General features: G+C 59.7%; 16 protein-coding genes. 5 read left to right on the forward strand and 11 right to left on the reverse strand.

Features of this window, described 5'->3' with window-relative positions:
* The 9 genes from xylB to MA884_RS08790 all read right to left on the reverse strand — a co-directional run bounded on the left by xylB (position 1) and on the right by MA884_RS08790 (position 10,725).
* On the reverse strand, positions 1 to 1,488 hold the full coding sequence (xylB, locus tag MA884_RS08750) for a xylulokinase (RefSeq protein WP_256230079.1): 1,488 nt from the start codon (positions 1,486 to 1,488) through the stop codon (positions 1 to 3).
* A 207-nt stretch (positions 1,489 to 1,695) separates the two neighbouring features.
* The gene (locus MA884_RS08755) at positions 1,696 to 3,177 is read right to left on the reverse strand and encodes a mannitol dehydrogenase family protein (RefSeq protein WP_256230080.1); all 1,482 of its coding nucleotides are present in this window, start codon (positions 3,175 to 3,177) and stop codon (positions 1,696 to 1,698) included.
* A 15-nt stretch (positions 3,178 to 3,192) separates the two neighbouring features.
* Positions 3,193 to 4,296 carry an ABC transporter ATP-binding protein gene (locus MA884_RS08760; protein WP_256230081.1) on the reverse strand — a complete coding sequence of 368 codons (1,104 nt, stop codon included), beginning with the start codon at positions 4,294 to 4,296 and terminating at the stop codon, positions 3,193 to 3,195.
* A 138-nt stretch (positions 4,297 to 4,434) separates the two neighbouring features.
* Positions 4,435 to 5,265, reverse strand: a complete 831-nt coding sequence (locus MA884_RS08765) for a carbohydrate ABC transporter permease (RefSeq protein WP_173406940.1) — start codon at positions 5,263 to 5,265, stop codon at positions 4,435 to 4,437.
* Positions 5,266 to 5,275: 10 nt separating this feature from the next.
* Entirely contained in the window at positions 5,276 to 6,208 is a 933-nt protein-coding gene (locus MA884_RS08770) for a carbohydrate ABC transporter permease (protein ID WP_256230082.1), read from the reverse strand.
* A 150-nt stretch (positions 6,209 to 6,358) separates the two neighbouring features.
* On the reverse strand, positions 6,359 to 7,669 hold the full coding sequence (locus MA884_RS08775) for a sugar ABC transporter substrate-binding protein (RefSeq protein ID WP_256230083.1): 1,311 nt from the start codon (positions 7,667 to 7,669) through the stop codon (positions 6,359 to 6,361).
* Between the two features lie 327 nt (positions 7,670 to 7,996).
* Positions 7,997 to 8,902 (reverse strand): AraC family transcriptional regulator, encoded by a 906-nt coding sequence (locus tag MA884_RS08780; protein ID WP_256230084.1) that lies wholly within the window; start codon positions 8,900 to 8,902, stop codon positions 7,997 to 7,999.
* Positions 8,903 to 8,959: 57 nt separating this feature from the next.
* Positions 8,960 to 10,273, reverse strand: a complete 1,314-nt coding sequence (locus MA884_RS08785) for a glycosyltransferase (RefSeq protein WP_256230085.1) — start codon at positions 10,271 to 10,273, stop codon at positions 8,960 to 8,962.
* An 80-nt stretch (positions 10,274 to 10,353) separates the two neighbouring features.
* Positions 10,354 to 10,725, reverse strand: coding sequence for a response regulator (locus MA884_RS08790; protein ID WP_371134750.1), 372 nt, complete (start codon positions 10,723 to 10,725; stop codon positions 10,354 to 10,356).
* Between the two features lie 250 nt (positions 10,726 to 10,975).
* Between MA884_RS08790 and MA884_RS08795 the strand changes: the two genes are divergently transcribed.
* From MA884_RS08795 to MA884_RS08815, 5 genes are read left to right on the forward strand one after another with little or no spacing between them, the layout of a single operon-like run.
* A complete protein-coding gene (locus MA884_RS08795) occupies positions 10,976 to 14,452 on the forward strand; it encodes a response regulator (protein ID WP_256230087.1) in 3,477 nt (1,158 codons plus the stop codon).
* Positions 14,452 to 15,267, forward strand: a complete 816-nt coding sequence (locus MA884_RS08800) for a protein-glutamate O-methyltransferase CheR (protein WP_256230088.1) — start codon at positions 14,452 to 14,454, stop codon at positions 15,265 to 15,267. Before MA884_RS08795 ends, MA884_RS08800 begins: the two co-directional genes overlap by 1 nt.
* Positions 15,264 to 15,851, forward strand: coding sequence for a chemotaxis protein CheB (locus MA884_RS08805; protein WP_256230089.1), 588 nt, complete (start codon positions 15,264 to 15,266; stop codon positions 15,849 to 15,851). The genes MA884_RS08800 and MA884_RS08805 overlap by 4 nt, the downstream gene beginning before the upstream one ends.
* A 5-nt stretch (positions 15,852 to 15,856) precedes the next feature.
* The gene (locus MA884_RS08810; protein ID WP_256230090.1) at positions 15,857 to 17,137 is read left to right on the forward strand and encodes a hybrid sensor histidine kinase/response regulator; all 1,281 of its coding nucleotides are present in this window, start codon (positions 15,857 to 15,859) and stop codon (positions 17,135 to 17,137) included.
* Positions 17,130 to 17,507, forward strand: a complete 378-nt coding sequence (locus MA884_RS08815) for a response regulator (protein WP_256230091.1) — start codon at positions 17,130 to 17,132, stop codon at positions 17,505 to 17,507. The genes MA884_RS08810 and MA884_RS08815 overlap by 8 nt, the downstream gene beginning before the upstream one ends.
* A gap of 67 nt (positions 17,508 to 17,574) precedes the next feature.
* Here the strand turns inward: MA884_RS08815 and MA884_RS08820 are convergent, their stop codons facing one another.
* Both MA884_RS08820 and MA884_RS08825 read right to left on the reverse strand, forming a co-directional pair.
* Entirely contained in the window at positions 17,575 to 19,245 is a 1,671-nt protein-coding gene (locus MA884_RS08820; protein WP_256230092.1) for a response regulator, read from the reverse strand.
* Positions 19,242 to 20,744 (reverse strand): ATPase domain-containing protein, encoded by a 1,503-nt coding sequence (locus MA884_RS08825; protein ID WP_256230094.1) that lies wholly within the window; start codon positions 20,742 to 20,744, stop codon positions 19,242 to 19,244. The genes MA884_RS08820 and MA884_RS08825 overlap by 4 nt, the downstream gene beginning before the upstream one ends.
* Positions 20,745 to 20,870 lie beyond the last annotated feature (126 nt).

The following is a 20,870-nucleotide window of genomic DNA, read 5'->3' on the forward strand; positions in this document are numbered from 1 at the left end:
TCAGAGGTTTGCAACACGTTCTTGATAGTGGACATAAGCTTTTTGCGATGCTGCGACCTGTTCCATGACAGGCCGGGTTTCACTGGCCGGGTCGAGCTTGACACAACGCTCGCACAGATCGGCCAGGCTTTCCCGTGCCCCTGAATGGCACCACGCCGCCTGAATGGCCGCGCCCAAGGCGGCCGCTTCGCTCTGTTCAGTGCAGATGACCGTCGTATCCATGATATCGGCGACGATCTGCCGCCAAACCGGGCTTTTCGAGCCACCACCGATCAAGCGGATGCTCTGGGCCTCAAGTCCGTTGGCGCGCAGCAGGTCCAGGCCATAGCGCAAACCGAAGGTTGTGCCTTCGACCACTGCCCGACACAGATTGGCCCGGGTCAGGTTGGTGGTGGTCAGGCCGAAAAGGCTGCCGGTGGCATGGGGCAGGGCGGGAACCCGCTCACCGTTGAGGAACGGCAGCATGCACACCCCTTCGGCGCCTATCGGGGCATTCGCGACCAGGGTGTTGAAGGCTTCGATGTCCAGTTCCAGCAGCTCGCGCATGGCCCCGGTGGCGTTGGTCAGGTTCATGGTGCAGATCAGCGGCAGCCAGCCACCACTCGATGAGCAGAAGGTCGCTACCGACGGCTGTGGGCTGACCGCGGGTTCTGCGGCATAGGCGTAGACCGTGCCGGAGGAACCCAGGCTCATGGTGATCACACCGGGCTGGATGTTGCCGGTGCCGATGGCGCCCATCATGTTGTCGCCACCACCGCTTGCGACCACCGCTTCTGGATTGATGCCCAGGTGTGCGGCGACGGCCGGCAGGATCCGCCCGACCGGCTGATGGGACTCGATCAGCTCCGGCAATGCCGATTGCAGTCGGCCGTCGGGATCGATGTGTTGCAGCAAGCGCACGTCCCATTGCCGAGTGCGTACGTTGAAATAGCCGGTGCCCGAGGCGTCGCCGTATTCATTGCAATGGCGGCCGGTGAGCCAGTGATTGAGAAAGTCGTGGGGCAACAGGATGCTGGCGATGCGGTTGAATAGCTGCGGGTGATGCTCGCGGGTCCACAGCAGTTTGGAAACCGTGTAGCCGGGTGCGATGACCACGCCCAGACGCTCCAGCGAGCCGCTTTCGCCTCCCAGGTGGGCGAGCAGACGATCGTTTTGCGGGGTGCTTTCGGTGTCACACCACAACTTGGCCGGGCGCAGCACCTGGCCCTGGTCATCAAGCAGTACCAGACCATGCTGCTGGCCGGAGACGCTGATGCCGAGGATGGCCTGACCATCGACTCCAGCGGATGCCAGGGCCTGATGGGTCGCCTGGGTAAACGCGTCCAGCCATTGCGCGGTATCTTGCTCGCGCCGCCCGTCCGCGCCGCTGATCATGGTGTGGGCAGCAGAACCGTGTCCCAGGACTTGACCGCTGGTTGCGTCCAGGATCAACGCCTTGGTGCCTTGGGTGCCGCAGTCGATGCCCAGGAACAGTTGTTGGTTTGCCATAAAAATCCTTGGGTTAGTCAGATCGATATCAACAAAGGGTCATCGGCGGGTAAACACAAAACCCCGTGGCGAGGAAGCTTGCTCCCGCTGGGTCGCGAAGCGGCCCCATCAACCTGACAACTAGGTGTCTCAGGCAGATCCAAGGGGCTGCTGCGCAGCCCAGCGGGAGCAAGCTCCCTCGCCACAGAAACAGATCGCGTGGGCAGTTTAGTTCGCGTCAGCCAACACCCGCTCAAGCGTCCGCGTGACCCCGTGTTCGCGCAAGCTGTTGCAGCACCACTCAAATGCTGCCACGAACTCTGGCGAATTGGGGATGGCGGTGCCAAAAATCTCTTCGACCTCCAGCATCCGCTGGGTCACCAGCGCGTCGTCGGCCACCAGCGCCTGGCAGAACGCCGCCCGTGGATCCGGGATCGAGTAGCTCACGCCGTTTTCGTCCTGGCCTTTCAAATACACAGCCCAGGCCGCCACCACCAGCGCCGCGCGGCGGGTTTCGCCGCCGTCGGCAATCAAACGGTTGATCGTCGGTACGGTGAATTTGGGAAACTTCGACGAGCCGTCCGAACACACCCGCTCCAACTGGTCGGCAATTGCCTGGTTGGAAAAGCGCTCCACCAGGGTGTTTTTGTAGTCGGTCAGGTCGATCCCCGGTACCGGTGCCAGTTGCGGGGTCACGTCCAGCTCCATGTAGGCACGCATGTAACGCACGAACAGCGGGTCGTTCATGGTTTCGTGGACGAAGCGATAACCCTTGAGAAAACCCAGGTAGGTCAGCGCCAGGTGACTGCCGTTGAGCAGCTTGATTTTCATCTCTTCATAGGGCGACACGTCATCGGTGAACTGCACACCGACCTTTTCCCAGGCCGGGCGACCGTTGACGAATTTGTCTTCCAGTACCCATTGCACGAACGGCTCGCAGACCACCGGCCAGGCATCGTCGACGCCATGCTCGTCATGCAGTTGCAGGCGGTGGGCGACGCTGGTCATGGGGGTGATGCGGTCAACCATGGCGTTGGGGAAACTCACGTGGCGGTCGATCCATTGCCCCAACTCAGCGTCGCGCAAGGCGGCGAATGCCAGCAGCGCCTTGCGGGCCACGGCGCCGTTATGCGGCAGGTTATCGCAGGACATCAGGGTGAACGCCGGGGTGCCAGCGGCGCGGCGCCTGGCCAGGGCGGCACAGAGGAAACCGAAGACGGTTTTCGGTTCATCTGGATAGGCCAGGTCGTGCTGGATTTGCGGCAGATGGGCCATGAACTCGCCGTTGCTGTCGTCGATGCAATAGCCGCCCTCGGTGATGGTCAGCGAGACGATGCGGATTTGCGGGTCGGCCAGTTTGTCGATCAGGGCCTGGGCGCCGTCTTCGGCCAGCAGCATGTCATTGATGGCACCGATTACCCGGACTTCCGTGTCATCGGTGTCCCCCAGCTCGTACAGGGTAAACAGGTAGTCCTGGCTGGCCAGGTCATCCCGGGCGCGGCGGTCTTCGGCGCGCAAGCCCACGCCGCAGATGGCCCAGTCCAGGTCGGCGCCGGTGTTCATCAGCGCATCGGTGTAGTAAGCCTGGTGCGCGCGGTGGAAGCCGCCGACGCCGATGTGGGCGATGCCCTGGCTGATCTCGCTCAAGGAATAAGCGGGCAGGGCGACCTCAGGGCTGAGGTTGTGCAGGTTCTGTCGATTGAGTTTCATCACAAGTCTCGGCAATCAGGCGGCGATGCGCAGCGCACGGGTGACCGCCACGCCCTCGGCATCGAATAAGTGGCAGTGTTCAGCGTCCAGGTGCAGGTTCAGTTGCTCACCGAAACGGCTCGCCAGGTCGCCGCGCACGCGCATGGTCAAGGCTTCGCCAGAGGCGGTCACGACATGACAGAAGGTGTCGCTGCCCAGACGTTCACTGACATCAGCGGTGACTTGCAGCGTGCAATCGCCCGCTTGTGCCAGGTTCAAATGCTCCGGGCGAATCCCCAGTGTCACCGCGCCGCCAACGCTCAGGCTGGCGCCGCTCAGAGGCAGGCTGATGCGGGTGCCAGCGTCCAGCAGGACCTCACAACCCTGGTTTTCCAGTCGTGTGACTTTGCCTTTGAGAAAGCCCATTTTCGGCGTACCGAGGAACCCGGCGACAAACAGGTTGGCCGGCTGGTGATACAGCTCCAGCGGCGAGCCGACCTGTTCGACGCGCCCGCTGTTGAGCACCACCACCTTGTCGGCCAGGGTCATGGCTTCGACCTGATCGTGGGTGACGTAGATCATCGTCGCCTGCAGCTCCTTGTGCAGGCGTGCCAGCTCCAGGCGCATCTGCACCCGCAGGGCGGCGTCGAGGTTGGACAGCGGTTCGTCGAACAGGAAAATCTTCGGGTTGCGCACGATTGCCCGACCGATCGCCACCCGTTGGCGCTGTCCGCCGGACAACTGCTTGGGCTTGCGTTCGAGCATCGGCCCCAGCTCGAGGATGCGGGCCGCTTCGTTGACCTTCTTCTCGACTTCGGCCTTGGGCACACCGGCCAGATCCAGGGCAAAGGACATGTTCTTGCGCACGCTCATGTGCGGGTAAAGGGCGTAGGTCTGGAACACCATCGCCAGGTCACGCTTGGCCGGACTGACTTCGGTGATGTCCCGACCGTCCAGTTCGATGGTGCCGTCGCTGACCTCTTCCAGGCCGGCGATCAGCCGCAGCAGCGTGGACTTTCCGCAGCCAGACGGGCCGACGAAGACCACGAACTCGCGGTCGTTCACCTCAAGGTCGATGCCCTTGATGATGGAGAAGCCTTCGAAGCCTTTTTGCAGATTCTTGATTTTCAGGTTGGCCATGATGATGGGCCTCCACTTGTCATTTATTCAGTTTGGCTGGAGGAAGATCGCAGCCTCGTTGTACTCGACAGCTCCTACGGGGAAAGTGAAGGCTGTGGGCTGTGTAGGAGCTGGCGAAGCCTGCGATCTTTTGGCTATTCATTTCACTGCGCCGAAGGACAAACCGCGCACCAGCTGTTTCTGGCTGATCCAGCCAAAAATCAGGATCGGCGCACAGGCCAGGGTCGAGACGGCAGACAACTTGGCCCAGAACAAGCCTTCGGGGCTGGAATACGAGGCGATCAGGGCTGTCAGTGGCGCGGCTTTGGACGAAGTGAGGTTCAGCGACCAGAACGCCTCGTTCCAGCACAGGATCAGCGACAGCAGCACAGTGGAGGCCAGGCCACCTTTGGCGATGGGCAGCAGGACACGAACCATTTCCTGCCACAGCGTGGCGCCATCCAGACGAGCGGCTTCAAGGATGTCGCGGGGAATGTCCTTGAAGTAGGTGTAAATCATCCAGACCACGATGGGCAGGTTGATCAGCGTGTAGATGATGATCAACGCTGTCCGTGTGTCCAGCAGGCCAAAGCTCTTGGCCAGCAGGTAGATCGGCATCAGCACGCCCACCGGCGGCAACATTTTGGTGGAGAGCATCCACAGCAACGTGCCTTTGGTGCGCTGGGTTTCGTAGAACGCCATGGAGTAGGCCGCTGGCACTGCGATCAACAGGCACAGGGCGGTGGCGCTGAAGGAAATCACCACCGAGTTCCAGGCGAAGCTGAAGTAGTTGCTGCGCTCGTTGATGTGCAGGTAGTTCTCCAGTGTCGGCGCGAAGATGAACTGCGGCGGCGTGGCGAACGCGTCGATTTCGGTCTTGAAACTGGTCAGCACCATCCAGAAGATCGGGAAAAAGATCAGGATTGCGATGGCCCAGGCCAGCGTACCCAGCAGCAGGCTTTGCAGGCGACGGGATTGTTGAAGTGTCATGGCTGCGGCCTCAATTCTTGTCGGTGAGGTTTTTGCCGATCATCCGCACCAGGATGATGGCGGCGATATTGGCAATCACCACGGCAATCAGGCCACCGGCCGACGCCATGCCAACGTCGAACTGCACCAGCGCCTGGTTGTAGATCAGGTAGGCGAGGTTGGTCGAGGCATAGCCGGGGCCGCCGTTGGTGGTGGTGAAAATCTCGGCGAACACCGACAGCAGGAAAATGGTTTCAATCATCAGCACCACCGCAATCGGGCGGGCCAGATGGGGCAGGGTCAGGTGCCAGAAAATCGCGATGGGGCCAGCGCCATCCAGGCGGGCGGCTTCTTTCTGTTCCTGATCGAGGGACTGCATGGCCGTCATCAGGATCAGGATCGCGAAGGGTAACCATTGCCAGGACACAATGATGATGATCGACAACAGCGGGTAGTGGGCCAGCCAGTCCACCGGCTGCGCGCCAAACAGTTTCCACACCCAGGCGAGGATTCCAGAGACCGGGTGGAAAATCAGGTTCTTCCAGATCAGCGCGCCCACCGTGGGCATGATGAAGAACGGTGAAATAAGCAGTACCCGCACGATGCCCCGGCCGAAAAACTCGCTGGCCTCCAGCAGCGCACTGATCAATACCCCGAACACGATGCTGATCAGCAACACGCTGCCCACCAGCAGCAGGGTATTGGTAGCACCGGGCACGAAACCCGAATCGGTCAGGAAGTAAGTGAAGTTCTCCAGCCCGACAAATTCGTTTTCACCGGGGTAGAGCAGGTTATAGCGGATCAGTGAGAAGTAGACGGTCATGCCCAGTGGCACGATCATCCACAGCAGCAGCAACCCCACCGAGGGACTGACCAGAAACCAGCCTGGATTGGCCAAGCGGCTCTTGCGAACCGGTGGGACAATCTCGCTGGGTGCTTTGGCGGTTGTCGTTGAACTATTCATGGCATTGAACCGATTTATGCAGGCCTGAAAAACTCCCCTGTGGGAGCGAGCCTGCTCGCGATAGCGGATAGTCAGCCAGCACACATGTTGCATGTGCCAGCCTCATCGCGAGCAGGCTCGCTCCCACAAAAGGCGGAGCGGCGGCGCGGATTACTTGGGATACCCGGCGCGTTTCATCTCGCGCTCCGTGGTCTGCTGGGCGGCGGTCAGAGCCTGGTCGACGGTGGTCTGGCCGATGAGGGCGGCGGAAAACAACTTGCCGACCTGGGTGCCAATGGCCTGGAACTCAGGGATGGTCACCAACTGGATACCGATGTACGGCACGGGTTTGAGGGTCGGTTTGCTCGGGTCGGCGGCCTTGAGTGACTCCAGGGTCACCTTGGCAAACGGCGCTGCCTTCATGTAGGCCTCGCTGTACGTCGAGGCGCGAGTGCCAGGTGGTACGTTGGCGATGCCATCCTTCTCGGCGACCAATGCGCCGTATTCCTTGGAGGTGGCCCAGGCGCTGAAGGTCTTTGCCGCGTCCTTGGCTTTGGAGCTGGCCGGGATCGCCAGGGCCCAGGAGTACATCCACGCCGAGCCCTTATCGGTGACTTGTGTCGGTGCGTAGGTAAAGCCTACGTGTTCGCTGACCTTGCTTTGGCTTTTGTCGGTGACGAAAGAGCCGGCCACGCTGGCATCGACCCAGATCGCACACTTACCGCTGTTGAACAGCGCCAGGTTTTCGTTGAAACCGTTGCTCGACGCCCCCGGCGGCCCGGACTGCTTCATGGTGTTGACGTAGAAGTTCAGGGCGTTTTTCCACTCGGGACTGGTGAATTGCGGCTTCCATTGTTCATCGAACCAGCGTGCGCCATAGGCGTTGGCCACGGTGGTGATCAACGCCATGTTCTCACCCCAACCGGCCTTGCCGCGCAGGCAGATGCCGTATTGTTCCTGGTCCGGCTTGTTCAGCTTGGCCGCGAAATCGCCGATCTGCTCCCAGGTCGGCCGTTCCGGCATGGTCAGGCCAGCCTCCTTGAACAGGTCGGTGCGGTAATACGTCATTGAGCTTTCGGCGTAGAACGGCAGGGCGTAGAGCGTGCCCTTGACCGACAGGCCTTCACGCACCGACGGAAAAATATCATCCAGGGCATAACTGGCCGGCAGATCCTTCATCGGTTCCAGCCACCCCTTGGCACCCCAGAGTGCGGCTTCGTACATGCCGATGGTCAGCACGTCGAACTGTCCGCCCTGGGTGGCGATGTCGGTGGTCAGGCGCTGGCGCAGGACGTTTTCTTCGAGCACCACCCAATTGAGCTTGATGTCCGGGTGCTCGGCCTCGAAGGTTTTCGAGAGCTTTTGCATGCGGATCATGTCGCTGTTGTTGACGGTGGCTATGGTGAGGGTCTGTGCGCCGAAACTGACGCTGCTGAGGGTCATGCAGGTGGAGACAAGCAGAGCTTTTACCGAAGGTTTCATCGCGCACTCCTTTTCCGCGCCCAAAGGCTGCGGAAGGACAGTTATTGTTTTTGTGTCTTCCGGATGAAGGGAAGAATGTGCGCTGATTACAGCCCTCAATTGACGGCGTGACAAATCATCCGTCGCACTTTGGCTGATACTTTTTTGCACTGGATGGGGTTTAGTGTGAGGAGGGGTTACCTGTGGCGAGGGGATTTATCCCCGCTGTGTGGGAGCAAGGCTTGCCCGCGATGCAAGCACCTCGGTTCTCCGGGAGACCGCGTCATCTTCATCGCGAGCAAGCTTTGCTCCCACATAAATCCCCGCCACAGGGTTAATCTGGGATTGTCAGCCCTGGTTCTGCTCGGTCAACCGCTGCACCGCCAGCCGCCGATAATGCGAAGGGGTCATGCCTTTGAGCTGCTGGAAGCGCCGATTGAAGTTGGAAATGTTGTTGAAGCCCGATTCAAAACACACGTCCGTCACCGGTTTGTCGCCGTCGGCCAACAATTCGCAGGACTTGCTGATACGCAGGCGATTGACGAACTCGATAAAGCAGCGGCCGGTGGCCTGTTTGAAGACGCGGCTGAAGTATGTGGGTTTCATGCCCAGGTGGTCGGCCACTTCCTCCAGGGACAGTTCCCGTGCGTAATGGGCAAAGATGTAATCCACCGCACGGTTGGTGCGGTCGATGCTGTGCTCGTCCGCCGGTTGAGCAGCAGTGGCCCCGGAGAGCAATTGATAGTCATCGGTTGCGGCCAGCAGCTCCATCAGGATGAAAAAATGCCCCAGCCGGCTCATGCCTTGGGAATCGGCGATGCGCTGCATCAGGATCATGGCCTGGCGGATGGTGCGCTTGCAGCGAAATTCGATGCCGTACTGGGCGCGCTCCAGTAGCGGCGCGACGGTCTTGAGCTCGGCAAACACCTGATGACCGCTTTCAAACAGCTCGTCGGTAAAATTGACCAGCATGTCACGCTTGGGCACCACTTCGTCCTCGGCCACCTGGCTGATCCAGTTGTGGGGTAGGTTGGGGCCGGTGAGAAACAGCGATTGCGGGTAAAAGTTGCCGATGTAGTCACCGATGAACACCTTGCCGGAGCTGGCGACGATCAGGTGCAACTCGTATTCCTTATGGAAATGCCAGCGCACCAGCGGGCACGGGAAACCGTGCTGGCGATAGATGATGGACAGCCCGTTATGGTCGTCCATCAACTCGTAGGAGGGGTCGGTGACTCTTGCAGTTCGGGTCATGGCCTGGCGCTTTTCTTGTTATTGCCGCTGGATAATGCCCCCTTCGCCGCACGGGTGCTACCCCGGAACGCTTCCTGCCGGGCTGTTGCGGTTCTTTTCCTCAATCCACTGGGACATGTATTGAGTGCTCTTGTGCTGGTGGTGACGCAACATGCTGCCGGTGAAGTTGTCCCGGCGCCGTTGCGCAAGGTCGGCGCGACAGGCATCGAGGCAATCAATCAGCGCCGGGCCATGGACCTGTCGCCGGTAACGGTCCGCCAGCAGGGCCAGGCCGTTATCCCGGGCGCGGGTCCAAAGGCTCTGCTCGCTGTACAACTGCACAGCGGCGCGGGCGATATCTTCGGCGCTTTGGGCAATCGATCCGGGCCAGGGCATTTCACCGTGCATGGCTTCTGCGCCAATGGGCGTGGTGACATTGGGTGTACCGCACAGCATGGCATCGATCAGCTTGCCCTTGATGCCGGCACCGAAACGCAACGGCGCCAGGCAGACACGCGCCGCCGACATGACCTGCAGGGCGTCTTCGGCCCAGTTCATGATGTGAAACCCTTGAGCCGAGTTGTGCAGGGCCGCTGCCTTGGGCGGGGTGTAGGCGCCATACAGGTGCAGTTGTGCGCCAGGCAGTTGTTGGCGGATCAGTGGCCAAATGGCGTTTTTCATCCAGAGCACGGCGTCCCAGTTCGGTGCGTGACGGAAGTTGCCGATGCTCAGGAAGTGCGCCCGGTCTTCGAACGGCACGCGTGCTTCGCTCGGCAGGTCCAGCATCAATGGGCACCAATGCAAGAGGTTTCGCGGCAGTTTGAAATGTTCCACCAGCAGCTCGATCTCGACTTCGGACACCATCAGGTTCAGGTCGCATCGGTACAGGGCAGCGATTTCCCGCTTGGCCAGGTCGGTGTTGGCCATCAACTCGAACGCCTGAGGCAAGTCCAGCGCAAACAGATCGCTGAAATCCTGGGAAACGCCATCGTCCTTCAAACGATCCTTGAGCCGCTGATGCCGGGCATGGCGCAGGCTTTGCAGATCGGACGTCTCCAGCACCCGAAGGGCGCCGGGGCAGTGTTTCTCGACCCGCCAGCCGAACTGTTCTTCCATCATGAATTGGTCGAACAACACGATATCCGGGGCTAGCTCAGCAATGAATGCATCGAAGCTGCTGCTGTTGAGTTCGATCGGCACCTCGCGGATGCCCAGCGCGATCAGCTCGGCGCGATTCTCGCCAGGGCCCGCGGGGCTGCTGAAGGTGATGTCCCAGCCTTGCCCGAGGAAGGCTTCCAGGATCTGCATGACGTGCCCGCTGGCAGCCGATGAACGCGGCTCGGGCCAGACATAGCCGATAACCAGGACCTTGGTGGCGGTGGGTTGACGCATGAGCGGGCGCTTCCTTGGAACGAATCGACGTGGGCGCTATCAGCGCGGGGCGCCGATAGTGACCAACAATTGCGTCAGGCTCAAGAAAGAATGCCGTTGACCTTATCGCGCAACTGATCGATGGAAAAAGGCTTGCCAATCACCGCCATGCCTTCAGGCACATCGATGCTTTCGGCATACCCGCTGGCAAACAGAATGGGCAACTGAGGCCGAGCCGATCGGGCCTGCCTGGCCAGCTCGCGACCGTCCATCACCGGCAGGCCGACATCGGTCATCATCAGCGCGATGGGCTGCGCATCATTGCGCAAATACACCAGGGCCTGTTCACAGCCGTCCGCTTCCAGTACCTGGTATTCCAGCTCTTCCAGCACGTCGACAATCAACATACGAACGATGTCGTCGTCTTCGACTACCAGAATGGTCGGCTGAGTATCAGGAGCGGGGTTGTGCATAGTAGACATTCTCGGGGTATTGGGTTGGGGAGGCGCGCCGAAAAAAAACGGCCTTATGCATGAGTAAGTAGCGAGGCGGCACAAGTTCCCGGAGTTGTACAAGAAAGGATCTATAGTACAAGAGCTGACAAGGATCGTCGCTTCCTCAGGCTTTTCGTGGAGTTTGCGCCTTTGACTCGTCAGAATGTGGATCCAACCGGTGTTTTTCGGCAAACTCCACGGTTTTCAACTGTCCACCAAGGCATATTCCATGACTCCTTCGTCTTCGGTTGACGAGCAAAGTTTTCGCAAGCTCCTGAGCCGCAATATCAGCCTGCCCCTGGGCATCGGCGCCCTTAGCGCCGTGTTTTTCATCGTGCTGATCACCTATCTGTTGTCGGTCATACAATGGGTCGGGCATACCGACCGGGTGATCAATAACGCCAACGAAGCGCTCAAGCTGAGCGTGGACCTGGAAACCGGCATTCGCGGCTACCTCTTGACTGGCGACGAGCACTTTCTCGACCCCTATGAAGTCGCCAAGCCGCGTATCGCCGTGGCCCTGGACACATTGCTGGAATTGACAGCTGACAACCCCGTCCAGGTGGACCGGCTGCGCAAGGTACAAGCGCTCCAGGTGGAGTGGGCCAATTACGCCCAGGACATGATCAACATGCAGCGCAACGGCGGCGATTACCGGGGCGCGGTAAAGGCTGGGCGCGGCAAGCGCTTGACCGATGAAATACGTAAAACCTACGAGGATATCGTCGAGACCGAACAGCAACTGCGGGCCGAGCGCAACGAGCAAGTACGCACCACCACCCTCTGGAGCATCGCTCTGTATCTGTTGTTCGTCGCCGCCGTCAGCGGGTTGCTGGCCTATGTCGGTCGCCGGGATCTGTTGGGCTTGTCCAACAACTACAGCGCCAGCCTGAAGGTTCAGCAGCAGAGCGCTTTGCACCTGGAAAAACAGGCCTGGCTGCGCAATGGCCAGACGCTGCTGGCCGAACAGGTCCTGGGGCAACTGACGTTGAACCTGCTGGGTCGCAACATCCTGCAGTTTTGCGCTCAATATATGGGATCAGTGGTCGCGGCGCTTTATGCACGGGAAGAAAGCGGTCTGCTCAGACGTGTCGCCACCTATGGCATGTCCCGGGAAGACGACGAACAACACCAGGTGATCGTCGTCGGCGAAGGCATTGCCGGGCAGGCCGTACAACAGGCGCGTCTCATCCGCCTGGATGATGTGCCCGACGACTACCTGAAAGTCAGCTCCGGCCTGGGCCAGGGTTTGCCCAATAGTGTAGTGGTGATGCCGACCAGCGACGATGACCGGATCAACGGCGTCATCGAGCTGGGCTTCCTGCGACCGTTGACCGACCGTGATATCGAGCTGTTGGAACTGGTGGCCGGCAACATTGGCACCTCCATCGAGGCGGCTCGTTATCGACAGCGCTTGCAGGAAGTCCTGGCCGAAACCCAACAGCTGAACGAAGAGTTGCAAGTTCAGCAGGAGGAACTCAAGACGGCAAACGAAGAGCTGGAAGAACAGTCGCGTATCCTCAAGGAATCCCAGGCTCATCTGGAAGCCCAACAACAGGAACTGGAGCAGACCAACGAGCAACTGGCTGAACAGCGCGATGCCATGGACCAGAAGAACAGTGAACTGAATCTGGCGCAGATCCAGTTACAGGAACGCGCCGAGGAATTGCAACGTTCGAGCAAATACAAATCCGAGTTCCTGGCGAACATGTCCCATGAACTGCGCACGCCACTCAACAGCTCGCTGATCCTCTCCAAACTGCTGGCGGAGAACCCGCAGCAGAACCTTAGCGAGGAACAGGTGAAATTTGCCGAGTCGATCTATAGCGCCGGCAACGACTTGCTGAACCTGATCAATGACATTCTCGACATCTCCAAAGTCGAAGCCGGGAAGTTGGAAGTACGCCCGGAAAACACCGGGGTGTCGCGCCTGGTGGAAGGGTTGCGCGAGCTGTTCACGCCTCTGGCGGCGGAAAAGGGCCTGAGCTTCGAGGTGCAAGTGCTGCCTGACGCGCCGCCCATGCTGTATACCGACCGCCAGCGGCTGGAACAAGTGCTCAAGAACCTGCTGTCCAACGCAGTGAAGTTCACCGAGCAAGGCACCGTTTGCCTGTCGGTGGCCGGTCAGCCGGGGGCGGGCATCGCGTTCATGGTGCGAGACTCGGGGATCGGCATCGCCGCCGATCAGCAACAAAGCATCTTTGAAGCCTTCCGCCAGGCCGATGGCACCACCAACCGCCGTTATGGCGGCACCGGCTTGGGACTGTCGATCTCGCGCGACCTGGCTACCTTGCTGGGCGGTTCAATCTCTGTCTCCAGCGAGCCAGGGCAGGGCAGTGTGTTTACGCTGGTATTGCCTGAGCGCTATATCGAACCAGGTGAAACGCTGGCAGAACCGGCGAGGCTCACTCCGGCGGCTACGCTGCCGGTACGTGCCGCGCCTGAACCTGCGCCCCTGATCGCCCAGGTCGATGCGCCCATCGCCCAATTCCCCGATGATCGCGATAACGCGCCGTTCAGCACCCGCTGCATCTTGGTGATCGAAGACGAGCCGAGCTTTGCCCGGATTCTTTTCGATCTTGCCCACGAACTCGGTTACCAGTGCCTGGTGGCCCAAGGCGCCGATGAAGGCTTCGACCTGGCCTCGCAGCTGATCCCCGATGCCATTCTGCTGGACATGCGCCTGCCGGATCACTCCGGGCTGACGGTGTTGCAGCGGCTCAAGGAGCAACCTGGAACCCGGCACATCCCGGTGCACGTGATTTCCGTTGAGGATCGTGTCGAAGCCGCGATGCACATGGGCGCTGTCGGCTATGCGGTCAAACCGGCCACTCGTGAAGAACTCAAGGAGGTGTTCGCCCGCCTGGAAGCCAAGCTGACCCAGAAGGTCAAGCGGGTGTTGCTGGTGGAAGACGACGACTTGCAACGCGACAGCATCACTCGCCTGATCGGCGACGACGACATCGAGATCACTGCTGTCGGCCTCGCCCAACAAGCCCTGGATCTGCTGCGCACCAACGTCTACGACTGCATGATCATCGACCTGAAGCTGCCTGACATGCTGGGCAATGACCTGCTCAAGCGCATGTCCACCGAAGAGATCTGTTCGTTTCCGCCTGTGATCGTCTACACCGGACGTAACCTGACCCGCGATGAAGAGGCCGAACTGCGCAAGTATTCGCGCTCGATCATCATCAAGGGGGCCCGCTCGCCAGAGCGTTTGCTGGACGAGGTCACACTTTTTCTGCACAAAGTCGAATCCCGGTTGTCCCATGAACGGCAGCGGATGCTCAGGACCGCCCGCAGCCGCGACAAGGTTTTCGAGGGCCGCAAAGTGCTGCTGGTGGACGATGATGTGCGCAACATTTTCGCCCTGACCAGCGCCCTGGAGGCCAAGGGAGCGATCGTTGTCATCGGCCGTAACGGCCATGAGGCGATCGAGCGTCTGAACGAAGTTGACGACATCGACCTGGTGCTGATGGATGTGATGATGCCAGAGATGGATGGTTTCGAAGCCACCGCCCTGATCCGCAAGGACCCACGCTGGCGCAAACTGCCCATTATTGCCGTGACGGCCAAAGCCATGAAGGATGATCAGGAGCGCTGCCTTGCGGCCGGTTCCAACGATTACCTGGCCAAGCCCATCGACCTGGATCGTCTGTTCTCGCTGATTCGCGTGTGGTTGCCGAATATGGAAAGAATTTAGTGGAACGTGACACTGACATTGAACTTCGTTTGTTGATCGACGCGATCTATCTCAAGTACAGCTATGATTTTCGGGATTATTCCGGCGCCTCCATCAAGCGCCGGGTGCAGCACGCGCTGAGCCAGTTCGAGTGCAGGACCATCTCGGCACTGCAGGAGCGCGTGCTGCATGACCCGGGCATGTTCATGCAATTGCTGCAACTGCTGACGATCCCCGTCAGCGAGATGTTTCGCGACCCATCGCATTTCCTGGCGATTCGCGAAGAAGTGGTGCCACTGCTCAAGACCTACCCTTCGATAAAGATCTGGATCGCCGGTTGCAGTACCGGGGAGGAGGTCTACTCCATGGCGATTCTGCTGCGCGAAGAGGGCTTGCTGGACCGCACGCTCATTTATGCAACCGACATCAATCCACGCTCCTTGGAAAAAGCCAAGCAAGGCATTTTTTCCCTTGAAAACGTGCGCGCCTACACCCAAAACTACCAGCGCGCCGGAGGGCGACGGTCATTTGCCGATTACTACACCGCCGCCTACGATTACGCGATGTTCGACAAAACCCTGCGTGAGAACGTGACTTTTGCCGATCACAGTCTGGCGACCGACAGTGTTTTTTCAGAAACTCAGTTAATTTCCTGTCGTAACGTACTTATTTACTTCAACAAAAAATTGCAAGATCGTGCATTTGGACTGTTCCATGAGTCCCTTTGTCACCGTGGCTTCCTGGTGTTGGGTAGCAAAGAGACGCTGGATTTTTCGTCTTTCGGCAAGCAATTCGAACCGTTGGTCAAACAGGAACGGATCTATCGCAAGTTATGAGCCAGATGACCAACAGATCCAGAGCCCCGATCGAAGCCATTGTCGTCGGGGCTTCCGCCGGCGGCGTCGAAGCGCTGCTCAAGGTGTTTGGGCAACTGCGCAAGGGCTTCGGCGTACCCATCCTGGTGGTGCTGCACCTGCCCGACGAGCGCGACAGCCAAATGGCCAGTGTTTTCAACCACCGTCTTGCGGTACCGGTGCAGGAGGCTCAGGACAAGCAGGATATCCAGCCGGGCACCTTATACGTGGCCTCGCCCGGCTATCACCTGTCGGTCGAAGCTGATCGCAGCCTGTCATTGAGCCTGGAGGAACCGGTGCACCATTCGCGACCGTCCATTGACGTGCTGTTCGAATCCGCCGCCGACGTCTTCGGTCCGAACCTGCTGGCGGTCGTGCTGACCGGCGCCAACAACGACGGCGCCCGGGGGCTGGCCAGGGTCAGGGAGCTGGGCGGAATCACCGTGGTCCAGGACCCTGACGAAGCCCAGGTCTCGACCATGCCCGAAGCAGCGCTTGCCCTGCACGAGCCCGACCATATCCTTACTTTGCAAGGCATCGGCCAATTATTGGCCGCGCTGGAATGAACTACATGCCAAGAGATATTCAAGCCAAACTGCTGATCGTTGATGATCTGCCGGAGAATCTGTTGGCCCTGGAAGCGCTGATCAAGCTTGACGATCGCCAGGTTTTCAAGGCCCTGTCGGCCGATGAGGCGCTGTCTTTGCTGCTGCAACACGACTTTGCCCTGGCCATCATCGATGTGCAGATGCCGGGAATGAACGGGTTTGAACTGGCCGAGTTGATGCGCGGCACGGAAAAGACCCGCAGCATTCCTATTATCTTTGTCAGCGCCGCGGGCCGCGAACGCAACTATGCCTTCACCGGCTATGAAAGTGGCGCGGTGGACTTCCTGCACAAACCGCTGGACAACCACGCCGTCAAAAGCAAGGTCAATGTGTTTGTCGAGCTGTATCGGCAAAGAAAGGCGATGAAGGAACAGGTCATCGCATTGCAGGAGAGTCGCCGCGAGCAGGAGGCCTTGTTGCAGCAGTTGCAGGCCACTCGCGGTGAGTTGGAACAGGCGGTTCGCATGCGTGATGACTTCATGTCCATCGTCGCCCACGAGGTCCGTACGCCTCTCAATGGCCTGATTCTTGAGACGCAGTTGCGCAAGATGCACCTGGCCCGGGACAACGCCGCGGCCTTCAGCCTGGACAAGGTGCGGGCAATGGTCGAGCGCGATGAGCGCCAGATCAAGAGCCTGATCCGGCTGATCGAGGACATGCTCGATGTGTCGCGGATTCGCACCGGCAAGTTATCGATCCGCCCGACCCGCTTCAACCTGACCGCGCTGGTGGAAAATCTGCTACACAACTTCCAGCCGCAGATCATGGCGGCCGAATGCTCTTTGATCAGCACGACCGAGCCGACGGTGGAGGGGCGCTGGGATGAATTCCGGATCGAGCAGGTGGTGTCCAACTTGCTGACCAACGCCTTGCGTTATGGCGGGAAAAGCCCGATCGAGGTGCGCGTGTACAAAACGCCGGACCATGCTTGCGTCGAAGTCCAGGACCACGGTATCGGCATCAGCGAAGAGAACCAGCAGCGCATCTTCCAGCAGTTCGAGCGAGTGTCATCCAAAGCTGTCGCTTCCGGCCTGGGGCTGGGTCTGTATATCTCCGAACAGATTGTGACGGCCCATGGGGGTACTATCACGGTCAATAGCCGCCTCAATGAAGGGGCGTTGTTTCGTGTTTGTCTGCCTTTTGAGAAGACGGTCGTGCCCAAAACCGTCGAACAGACGCAACCTCTGAGTGACCCTACGGTCGTATCAGCAGCTATTGATCGAACAAAGGCTTCTCATGAGTGAAGATGCGCAAGACGTTGTACTGATCGTCGAGGATGATCCGTCGATCCTGATGGTATTGTCGGCTTACCTGTCGGGGGAAGGCTATCGAGTGTTGCAGGCCGAAAACGGTGAGCAGGCGTTCGAAATCCTGGCCAGCAAACCCCACCTGGACATGATGATCACCGACTTCCGCCTGCCGGGCGGTATTACCGGTGTGCAGATCGCCGAACCGGCGGTCCGGTTGCGCCCCGACCTGAAAGTCATCTTTATCAGCGGTTACGCGCAGGAAGTGCGCGATACCGACAGCCCCATCACCCGCAGGGCACCGATCCTGGGCAAACCGTTCGATCTGGATGTGTTGCAGGACCTGATGCGGAGGATGTTGTCGTAGGTTTGCAGAAGGAGGGCGGGACTTTGTGGAAGCAAGCTTTGCTGCCACAAAATCCATGATTATTGCCTCATACCTTGATCATTTCCCGCACCTTGGCCGTCAACAGGTCAAAGGTGAACGGTTTGGTGATCATCTGCATGCCCGAATCAAGAAAGCCGCCGCGCACCGCGGCATGCTCGGCATAACCGGTGATGAACAGCACCCGCAGGTCCGGGCGGATCTGCCGGCCGATTTCCGCCAGCTGCCTGCCGTTCATGCCTGGCAGGCCCACGTCACTGATCAGCAGATCGATGCGCTGGCTTGACTGAAGGATCGGCACTGCGCTGTCAGCATCGGCCGCCTCGACGAAGGCATAGCCCAGTTCGCTCAGTACGGCGCTGACCAGCACCCGCACCGCCGGGTCGTCCTCGACGATGAGCACAGCCTCACCGTCCTGAGCGTACGGGGCATGCTGTGTGTCGACCAGAGGCTCGTGTACCTCTTCACCCGCGAAGCGCGGCAGATAGAGGCTCACCGTCGTGCCTTTGTCTACTTCGCTGTTAATCGTCACGTGACCGCGCGACTGCTTGCTGAACCCATAGATCATCGACAGGCCCAGCCCGGTGCCCTGGCCGATCGGCTTGGTGGTGAAAAATGGATCGAACGCACGGTTGATGACCGCTTCGGGCATCCCGCAACCGGAATCCTGCACACTCAGCACGACGTAATCGCCCGGCTCCAGGTTGGTATAAGCCTCGGTAAAGTCGGCATCCAGATGTTGATTGAACGTCTTGACCACCAGTTGCCCACCGTCGGGCATTGCGTCCCGGGCGTTGAGTACCAGGTTGAGCAGGGCGCTTTCCAGTTGATTCGGGTCGGCTTCGGCGACCCAGAGCTGATCGTCCAGTTGCATGTCCAACCGGATACTCTCGTTAAGGCTGCGCTGCAACAGCTCGCCCATAGACAGCACCAGGGTATTCATCTGCACCGCTTTGGAGTCCAGCGATTGTCGCCGGGAGAAAGCCAGCAAACGGTGCGTCAGGCCGGCTGCGCGATTGGCCGATGTCACCCCCAGGTCGATCAGGCTGTCCAGATCCTCGGTGCGGCCTCGGGCCAGGCGTCGGCGCAGCAGTTCGAGGCTGCCAATGATCCCGGTGAGCATGTTGTTGAAGTCATGGGCAATGCCACCGGTCAGTTGTCCGACCGCTTCCATTTTTTGCGACTGGCGCAAGGCCTCTTCGTTGTGGCGCAGTTGGGCCGTGCGCTCTTCTACCTGCTGTTCAAGAGTTTCGAGGGTAGTTTGCAGGCGCAGCTCGCTGTTGCTCAGATCGATCAGTCGGTCTCGGGCTTCGTACTGCCTGCGACGACCACGCAGGGCAGTGGTGACCACGCTGACCAGGGTGACCGGGTGAAAAGGGCGCTCGAGGAAAGTTACGTTGCCCAACTGGGTGCCGATACGCGCCGCCGGATTCTGTTCCGGGCCACCGTGGTGGGTCAACAATACAATCGGCAGGTCTGACCAGGCCGGTTGCTCTTCGATATGTAACAACAGAGTTTCCAGATCAGGCCCGACCAGGGCTTCGGAAGAAATCACCAACAGGCCGGCGCCGTGCTCAAGCTCTTCGCACAGGTGGCCCAGATGCTGGCAGATAAGGCCGCCGAAGCCGGCTTCGCGCAGGATCATCAGAGCGACTTGGCTGTCGCGCCCCAGCGGCGCGAGGATCAACGCCCGCTCCGACAGGGGCTCGAGCAACGTCACTGTGGGTCATCCTTGAGTAACGGGTTATCCGCTCCCATGTAGTTCGGCACTCCACGCAATACACCCTGGAACGCTTCCAGCGGCTCGCCAATGGTCATGCCCTGGCTGCCGATGCGGTATTCGCGAATAGTGGACTCATGGCTGCCGGTGCGTTTCTTGATGATGGAAATCGCTCGGCGAACTTTGCCCAGCGCTTCGAAGTAACGCAACAGAATCACCGTATCGGCCAGGTAGGTAATGTCCACCGGGGCCTGCATGTCGCCCACCAGACCATGTTGCGCGACGGTCATGAAGGTCGCGGCGCCCTTGCGGTTCAGGTAAAGCAGCAGCTCATGTACATGCAGCACCAGGGCGTTTTCTTCCGGCATGGCGGCCTGGTAGCCATTGATGCTATCGATCACGACGGTCTTGATGTTGCCTTCATCGACGCAACGGCGTACCCGATGCGAGAATTCGCCGGGAGACAGCTCAGCGGCGTCCACCTGTTCGATCACCAGGTTGCCGGTCTGTCTCAGTGCCTCCAGGTCGATGCCGACGTTCCTCATGCGTTCAAACAGCAGGCCCAATTCTTCATCGAAGATGAACAGCGCGGCTTTTTCGCCCCGCTGCACGGCGGCCGCAGCGAAAATCATCGAAATCAGCGATTTACCGGTGCCGGCCGGGCCCAGGATCAAGGTGCTGGAGCCTGTCTCGATGCCACCGCCGAGCAAGGCGTCCATGCCATCAAGGCCGCTGGACAGTTGCTGGCGCAGGTATTGTCCGCGGTGTTCGGCGGCCACCAGGCGCGGGAAGACATGGATACCGTCGCCCATGATGGTGAAGTCGTGAAAGCCGCCACGGTATTTCTGCCCGCGATACTTGACCACCCGAATGCGTCGCCGCTCGGCGCCATAATTGGGCGTCAGTTCTTCCAGGCGAATCACCCCATGAGCGACGCTGTGTACGGTCTTGTCCAGGGACTCGGTAGTCAGGTCGTCGAGCAACAGCACTGTGGCGTCGTAGCGCACAAAATAATGCTTGATCGCCAAAATCTGGCGGCGATAGCGCAGTGAGCTTTGCGCCAGCAGGCGGATCTCCGACAAGCTGTCGAGCACCACCCGGGTCGGTTTGACCCGTTCGACCACTTCGAAAATCTGCCGGGTCGCTTCCCCCAACTCCAGGTCCGAGGAGTACAGCAGGCTTTGCTGATGCTCGGCGTTGAGCAGGCTTTCGGGAGGGGTCAGCTCGAAAATATGCACGTTTTCATCGATCGTCCAGCCGTGGGACGCTGCGCCCTGGCGCAGCTCATGCTCGGTTTCCGACAGCGTGATGTACAACGAACGCTCACCGGCTTTGGCACCGGCCAAGAGGAATTGCAACGCGACCGTGGTCTTGCCGGTCCCAGGTTCCCCTTCCAGCAGGAACACATGGCCGCGGGACAAGCCACCGGAAAGGATGTCATCCAGCCCTTCGATACCGGTGGCGGCTTTAGCGCTGATCAACTCGTTAGATGTAGACAAAAAAAGCCCTCTCATGACTAGGGAAGTGGGCAGCAGGCTGGAGTACGCCTGAAAATGAACTGCCTGAACACTTGACCTTTCACCGTGATCGCGGTTCCGCTTTCATTGACAAAACGAGGTGTACTG

This window comes from Pseudomonas sp. Q11, assembly GCF_024494355.1.
GTDB lineage: Bacteria > Pseudomonadota > Gammaproteobacteria > Pseudomonadales > Pseudomonadaceae > Aquipseudomonas > Aquipseudomonas hefeiensis.

Coding starts and splice junctions, on each gene's coding strand:
- xylB (WP_256230079.1), bottom strand. CDS start 1,488: ATGGCAAACCAACAACTGTTCCTGGGCATCGACTGCGGCACCCAAGGC.
- MA884_RS08755 (WP_256230080.1), bottom strand. CDS start 3,177: ATGAAACTCAATCGACAGAACCTGCACAACCTCAGCCCTGAGGTCGCC.
- MA884_RS08760 (WP_256230081.1), bottom strand. CDS start 4,296: ATGGCCAACCTGAAAATCAAGAATCTGCAAAAAGGCTTCGAAGGCTTC.
- MA884_RS08765 (WP_173406940.1), bottom strand. CDS start 5,265: ATGACACTTCAACAATCCCGTCGCCTGCAAAGCCTGCTGCTGGGTACG.
- MA884_RS08770 (WP_256230082.1), bottom strand. CDS start 6,208: ATGAATAGTTCAACGACAACCGCCAAAGCACCCAGCGAGATTGTCCCA.
- MA884_RS08775 (WP_256230083.1), bottom strand. CDS start 7,669: ATGAAACCTTCGGTAAAAGCTCTGCTTGTCTCCACCTGCATGACCCTC.
- MA884_RS08780 (WP_256230084.1), bottom strand. CDS start 8,902: ATGACCCGAACTGCAAGAGTCACCGACCCCTCCTACGAGTTGATGGAC.
- MA884_RS08785 (WP_256230085.1), bottom strand. CDS start 10,273: ATGCGTCAACCCACCGCCACCAAGGTCCTGGTTATCGGCTATGTCTGG.
- MA884_RS08790 (WP_371134750.1), bottom strand. CDS start 10,725: ATGCACAACCCCGCTCCTGATACTCAGCCGACCATTCTGGTAGTCGAA.
- MA884_RS08795 (WP_256230087.1), top strand. CDS start 10,976: ATGACTCCTTCGTCTTCGGTTGACGAGCAAAGTTTTCGCAAGCTCCTG.
- MA884_RS08805 (WP_256230089.1), top strand. CDS start 15,264: ATGAGCCAGATGACCAACAGATCCAGAGCCCCGATCGAAGCCATTGTC.
- MA884_RS08810 (WP_256230090.1), top strand. CDS start 15,857: ATGCCAAGAGATATTCAAGCCAAACTGCTGATCGTTGATGATCTGCCG.
- MA884_RS08815 (WP_256230091.1), top strand. CDS start 17,130: ATGAGTGAAGATGCGCAAGACGTTGTACTGATCGTCGAGGATGATCCG.